This is a genomic window from Cyanobacteriota bacterium, from assembly GCA_025054735.1.
Taxonomy (GTDB): domain Bacteria; phylum Cyanobacteriota; class Cyanobacteriia; order SKYG9; family SKYG9; genus SKYG9.
In genome coordinates, this window is sequence record JANWZG010000209.1 from 1 (window position 1) to 6,658 (window position 6,658).

The 6,658-nt window shown below is 49.8% G+C and carries 5 protein-coding genes; 3 read left to right on the top strand and 2 right to left on the bottom strand.

Annotated features, from left to right (window positions below; translation table 11 throughout):
* Positions 1-744: chlorophyll a/b binding light-harvesting protein (locus tag NZ772_11130; GenBank protein MCS6814100.1), on the bottom strand; the 744-nt coding region annotated here is incomplete at its 3' end.
* Positions 745-1,393: 649 nt separating this feature from the next.
* On the opposite strand from NZ772_11130, the gene NZ772_11135 reads away from it, so the two are divergent.
* The 3 genes from NZ772_11135 to NZ772_11145 are packed head-to-tail and all read left to right on the top strand — an operon-like array spanning position 1,394 to position 5,638.
* Positions 1,394-2,473: a glycosyltransferase family 4 protein gene (locus tag NZ772_11135; protein ID MCS6814101.1), complete on the top strand. Its 1,080-nt coding sequence runs from the start codon at positions 1,394-1,396 to the stop codon at positions 2,471-2,473.
* Positions 2,474-2,488: 15 nt separating this feature from the next.
* Positions 2,489-3,262 carry a hypothetical protein gene (locus tag NZ772_11140; protein ID MCS6814102.1) on the top strand — a complete coding sequence of 258 codons (774 nt, stop codon included), beginning with the start codon at positions 2,489-2,491 and terminating at the stop codon, positions 3,260-3,262.
* Between the two features lie 51 nt (positions 3,263-3,313).
* Positions 3,314-5,638 carry an amylo-alpha-1,6-glucosidase gene (locus tag NZ772_11145; protein ID MCS6814103.1) on the top strand — a complete coding sequence of 775 codons (2,325 nt, stop codon included), beginning with the start codon at positions 3,314-3,316 and terminating at the stop codon, positions 5,636-5,638.
* A 68-nt stretch (positions 5,639-5,706) separates the two neighbouring features.
* On the opposite strand, the gene NZ772_11150 is transcribed toward NZ772_11145, so the two are convergent.
* Positions 5,707-6,658 (bottom strand): DEAD/DEAH box helicase (locus NZ772_11150; GenBank protein MCS6814104.1); only part of this gene is annotated, 952 nt, incomplete at its 5' end.

Consider the following 6,658-nt stretch of genomic DNA (forward strand, 5'->3'; position numbering starts at 1 on the left):
AATGCCACCAAGGGAATAGGACAGAATAGCCTCTCCAGAAAAGATCAGCACCTTCTTAGCCCAGGGCAATGGCTCTTGGATAATGTGCCAGATACCACCTGCAATCAGCAATACCCCGACGTAGATATGCCCGCCTACCAAATCTTCCAGGCTGCTAATGCTTGCGAAGTGGGTTTGATAGCCATAGATCACCAACGGATCTAGGGTAGGATTTGTAACCACGCGCACAGTCTGCGTGGTAGAGTCATACAGCCCCCCAAAATACATGGCCTTGGCTACAAGCATGAGTGCGCCAACACCAAGGAACAGAAGGTGATGTCCCAAAATCAGCCCTAGCTGACGAGCATCCGTCCACTCAAAATGGAATCGGCGGGCACGTCCGCTAGCATCCTTAAGGTTTTCCGGAGCGCGCAGGGTATGGAACAATGCCCCAGCTCCCAAAACAGCCGAGGAAATGAGGTGAATTGCCCCAATCACGAAGTACGGGTAGGTGTCGATCGTTCCCCCATCCCTGATACCAAAGCCCAGGGTCGCTAGGTGGGGCAATAAAATTAGTCCCTGCTCACCCATAGGTAGCTCAGGGTTATAGCGAGAAATTTCAAATAAGGTAAATGCACCTGCCCATAGGGTTGTTAGGGCAGCCTGTCCGACATGCGCTGCAATAAATAAACCTGATAAATCAGCAAAGCGAGCATTCCCTGCCCACCAATCATATTTCACGTTAGGGTTTCCATAGGCTTGCACAATACATGACCTCCCGTAATACTAAATCTTGCTTTTGCCACTGCTCCCCCTGGGGTTAAGGAAATGGGCCTACGGTTGGTATCCCAGTCGCAGACCCTTAGCACTCCCTCACTCAGGAAGAGGACTCTGAGATGACTTCATAACTAGCTATTGCAGCCAATACAACACTCTGCCTAGGAAGACTCGTCTAGGAAACGAGTCTGTAGACTGTGATCTTTACTGAAAACTAGTTTCAATAAGTCGTATATCAAGTAAAGCTTTAATAGGAAATCTTGTCAATAAGCAAATATTGTTTTTATGTTAGGTGCCTAGACGCACTTAAGTAACTTCTAGGCTTTGATGGAAATGCCCATAGGACGGTCTCACCTCAGTTCTATGCGGTCAGCGATCGTAATAACTGATGCAGAAAGTAGATAAAGCCGTAGACAATGCAGTGGTCACCCTATTACTACTCTGACCAGTACGGTTTTCCCGCTAAAAAGTTGTGGAACCCAGATATTGAAAAAATGTGACCTAGCCAATATATTTCTTAACGAAAAGTTGGCCTACTGGCTACAGGTACTTGCCTTACTGTCACTGGGATTCACGCATTTCGCCAGTTGTTAGCAGGCTTTATCTACACTTCAACGATGAGCTGAGGAGGATGATTATGCGGATTGCTCAAGTTGCACCATTGTGGGAACGGGTGCCACCGCCAGCCTATGGAGGAACTGAGCGCGTGGTAAGCTTGTTAACCGATGAATTGGTTCGCCGCGGGCATGATGTGACACTGTTTGCCACAGGTGATTCAGAGACTCTGGCTTCCCTAGAGCCGGGGTGCGAGCAAGCCCTGCGACCCTTGGGTGTTCTGCCACCGGAGTATGCCATCTACGAGCAGATGCAGCTTAGCAAAGTATTTCAGCAGGCAAATGAGTTCGATGTGATTCATTCTCATGTTGACTACGTAGCTTTGCCCTACGCTACCTTTAGCAAAACGCCTGTAGTTCACACTCTGCACGGCATCTTTACACCCTTGACGGAGAAAATCTTTAGTCAGCATCGTCGGCAAAACTTTGTTAGCATTTCTAACTCGCAACGACGGCCCGACCTAGGCTTGAACTATGTAGCAACAGTTTACAATGCCGTTGCCTGCGATCAGTTCAAGTTTTATGACCAGCCTGATGAGCAACCTTATCTAGCATTTCTAGGACGCATGTCGGTGGAAAAAGGCCCTCACTTGGCCATTGAGATTGCCAAGCGGACTGGCTGGCGGCTGAAGATGGCGGGCAAGATTGATTATGATAATCGTTCCTTCTTCGAGAGAGAAGTGGCCCCTCTGATCGATGGCAAGCAGATTGAGTTTCTGGGGGAAGCTGATCATCACCTCAAGAATGAATTGATGGGTAAAGCAGTTGCTACATTGTTCCCCATTACTTGGCAAGAACCTTTTGGTCTAGTGATGACAGAATCGATGGTCAGTGGAACGCCTGTAATTGCCATGGCGCTGGGATCTGCCCCTGAGGTGATCGCCCACGGTAAGACTGGCTTCTTGTGCCATAGCCTAGAAGATTGTATTGCCGCTGTAGAAAAGGTATCAGAGCTAAATCGTTACCTATGTCGCGCCCATGTGGAATCTCACTTCAGTGTGGCTCGCATGGTTGATGGTTACGAGGCGGTTTATCATCAAGTACTTGACAATCGCTTCCAACAAAATGGCCACAGCCGATCGCCCATGTTACTGGCTAGTTAAGGGAGGATAAGGATCATGGTTATTCCAACTCGGCCCAAGGTCTCTCTGCTCAGCATGGCTTACGATCCTGCTCTGGAGACAGCAGTAGCGTCATCGTGCGATCGTAGTCATCACATTAGCTGTCTGGCCCAAGCCCTTGCACAGGAAGGCTGGCATGTTGACTTGTTCACTCGCCAATCTCGATCAGATTCTTTGACTACCGAATGGTTAGCACCCCACTGCCGCGTGATTCGAGTGCCAAGTTGTGCTGACCTGCCCTCAAATCAGCAGGCTGCTGAAACTGCTCGATGTATTCAGACGTTTCAGATCAAGGATGGTCTGATTTCTCCACTGTTCCACAGTCTAGATGAGCACTCTGCTCAAGTAGGGGCCTATTTCAAGCAGCATCAGGGTTGGCGATGGCTTCATACTCGCTGGCCAGAAACAGGGGAATTAGTCCAGGATTTTGAGGATTCCTCCCATATTCCCTTACCTGACCAATGCTTTTTGATTCGTCCCCAAGGTATCTGGATTGATCCTAGCTTGACGGATGAAGTTAGTCAAATGCGCTACCAGCGTACTATTGCCTCCCACAAGCTCAAGCATGTGACTTGGGAGCAAGTAGCTACCTATCTGAGTCAGTGCTATCGGCAGCACCTTGCGGCGCACGTAGGAGCAGTCGGCCTGAATATTCCACTAGTTGCCTGTCTGCCACTCCCAGTTTCTGGGAAAGAAGTGGCTGAGGGCAAACGATCTGTGCGTCCGTTGGAACAACAATATGCTGTTCCTCAATATTCCTATTCTGCCTAGAGGTCTAGACTAGTAAAATTCAAAGGTACTTTTGAATCTGCGACTGCTGTAATGGAGATAGCACAATCCACAGTTTCATCTTTAGGTTCAACGGAAGAGGGCAAAGAGAAAATCTATGCAGCCCTGAACGTGGTAGAGGTTGATGGTCGTACTTTTGCACCAGCTCAGCAGGTGCCTATTCCTGATTGGCCCTGCACAACCATTCAACGCCAGCAACCTACCCTTACCCTCAAGGATGATGATTTGTTCCTGATCACTGATACTCTGGGCGGTATTCCAGGCTGCTCAGAGGGGAGTGACGAGACCAGTTTGGGGCTGTTTTGTCGGGACACCCGCTTCCTCAGCCGTCTGGAATTGCAATTTGAAGGCCAACCCCTAATTCTGCTGAGTAGTACTGCTCAACGAGGATTTGCCCTCTCTGCCCTCTGTGCTAATCCCTACATTGCCGATCGGCGCATTTTCCCAGAGACAATTGGCATTCAACGTGATTTGGTACTCCAAGGCGGGCTGTTTGAAGAGTTGACTCTGACTAACTACAGTACTCAGCCTGTGGAATTTGAGTTAAGTCTTAGCTTTGATGCAGACTTTGCTGACTTGTTTGCCATTCGGGGATTTGTGCGCCAGCAGATGGGAACTGTGATGCGACGAGTGCGTCCCCCAGAGGGTGCCACTCCAGAACTGGTTTTCGACGAAGGTGGATTCACGGGCGATCGGCCTGAGCTTATCCTCGCGTATCAAGGACGTGATCAGGTATTGATGGAGTCTAGGATTCAATTCTATCGTCGTCGGCCTGATCGCTTTCAGGGCTACACGGCACTCTGGCAGTTAACCCTAAAAAGCCATGAGACTGAGGTAATTGGTTATCGTGTCCAACCCTTTATCAATGGTCAGCCTGCATCTTCTGTTAGCATCCCTGCTACGTTGAGTCAGGCCCTTGCTGCTGAGACCATGGAAGAGCAGCAATGGCGCGATCAGATCACCTGTATTCGCACAGATAATCGTACTCTTAACCAAATCATTGAACGGGCTGAGCAAGATATTTACCTGCTGATGCAGACCTTTAGTGAGGGTAAAATCCTCTCTGCGGGTATTCCTTGGTTCTCTACCCTGTTTGGTCGAGACTCTATCATTGCTGCTACGCAGACGCTAATCTTGAATCCAGATATTGCTCGCCAAACTCTAACTGTGCTAGCCCAGTATCAGGGTAAAGAGACCAATGATTGGCAGGAAGAGGAACCGGGTAAAATCCTCCATGAACTTCGCCTAGGGGAAATGGCTCGTTGTGGCGAAATTCCCCACACACCCTACTATGGCACCGTAGATGCTACTCCCCTGTGGCTGATGCTCTATGCTGATTACTACACTTGGACGGGCGATCGTGGCTTCCTAGATCAGTTTTGGCCCCATGCTTTAGCTGCTATGGATTGGATTGATCGCAGTTGTCAAGCTACGGGCTATCTCACCTACGAACGTAAATCCCCAGCAGGACTTCGGAATCAAGGTTGGAAGGATTCTGGGGACTGTATTGTTAATGCCAAAGGTGAACTCGCAGAGGGAGCGATCGCCCTCGCAGAGGTACAGGGCTACGTCTATGCAGCCAAGATGCGCTTAAGTCACTTGGCACGGGTGAAGCAGGAGCTAGAGTTGTCTGAGCGTTGGTACCAAGAAGCCCAGGCGTTTAAAGAACGGTTCGAGCGCGACTTTTGGCTACCCCACCAGGGCTACATCGCCCTAGCCCTTGATGGAAAAGGCAAACCTGTAGACAGTATCACATCCAATCCTGGCCATTGCTTAGGTCTCGGCATCTTTTCCCCGGACAAAGCTAAGAGTGTGGCTGAGCGTCTCCAAGCTCCCGACCTATTTAGTGGTTGGGGGATTCGCACCCTAAGCAGTGCTTCCCCAGCCTACAATCCTATGGGTTATCATGTTGGCTCTGTCTGGCCCCACGACAACGGCATAATTGTCGCAGGGTTACGTTCATTGGGGTTGATTGAACAATCCCTAGAAGTGACTCAGGGTATTTTAGACATGATTGCTCAACAGCCCTATTGCCGACCGCCAGAACTATTTTGCGGGTTTGATCGTACCCCCGATAGCAGCCCTGTGCGTTATCCTGTTGCTTGTTCCCCGCAAGCTTGGGCTACAGGGGCCGTATTTCAACTCCTTCAAACGATGGTCAATCTCGTTCCTGACGCGCCCAACAACTGCCTCCGGATTTTACATCCCACATTGCCTCCTTCAGTGCAGAACTTGTCTTTGCAGAACTTGAAGATTGGCCAAACCCTTCTAGATCTGGAATTTGAGCGCACAGGCGAAACGACTGCCTGTCGAGTAGTGCGCAAGCGAGGCAACCTGCGAGTAGTCATCGAGGCCTAAGGGCGATCAATAGGCTACCGGCAAGTACCTTGACATGAATAGGTATCACGAATAACTACCACGAATAATCAAGTACGGACTCGCTTAGCGGGCCTAGACTTGGGGAATGTCCTACGTAAGGGCTTTTCGTGGGCAGCAGGTAAATCTTCAGGATATACGATCGCGTCAGCCTGTCCATGGCTAGGACGGGTCTGGTCGTAGGTCAACTGTAAGGCAGCCGCTGCGATCGCCCGCAGATCATACTCCTCGCTCAGTTGCGATACGACCGGCAAAAATGATGCCATGCGTTCCCCAGCCAGAGCCTCTTGTACACGTTGCTTTAATCGTTCTAGGTAGCGGGCTTCTACCTCAGCACGGGTTGGCATTGGGCGAATTTCAATCGACTGGCGCATGTGACGCTCAATGTCTCGCAGTTTGTACCGCTCTAGAGGTTGCAGAATAGCGATCGCAGTACCTTCCTTACCCGCACGACCAGTTCGACCAATTCGGTGCACATAGTTCTCAACGTTATCCGGCAAATCATAATTGATCACATGGGTGAGGTCGTCAACGTGAATACCTCTAGCTGCAATATCTGTAGCTACAACCCAACGAACTTGGTGTTGCTTAAATCGAGATAACAGCCGCTCTCGCTGGCTCTGACTGAGGTCACCATGATATTCGTCTACACTGTGACCCGCGGCCTGTAAAGTGCTAGTGAGTTCTGCCGCAGCCTTGCGTGTACGGACAAAGATAATTGCTGTTTCTGGGTCTTCCAGCTCCAAAATTGGCAAAATCGCCATTGCCTTGCTGTAGCCACGTGGCAACAAATAGGCATATTGATTGATACGAGCAGGGGCCGTTTTAGGCTGCTCGATCGTGACCATAGCTGGGTCATTCAAAAACCGACTTACCAACTTGCGAATCGACGGTGGCATCGTCGCTGAGAAGAATGCTGTCTGTCGATTGCTGGGTGCTTTACTCAAAATAGTCTCTACATCATCAATAAAGCCCATGTTTAGCATTTCATCGGCTTCATCC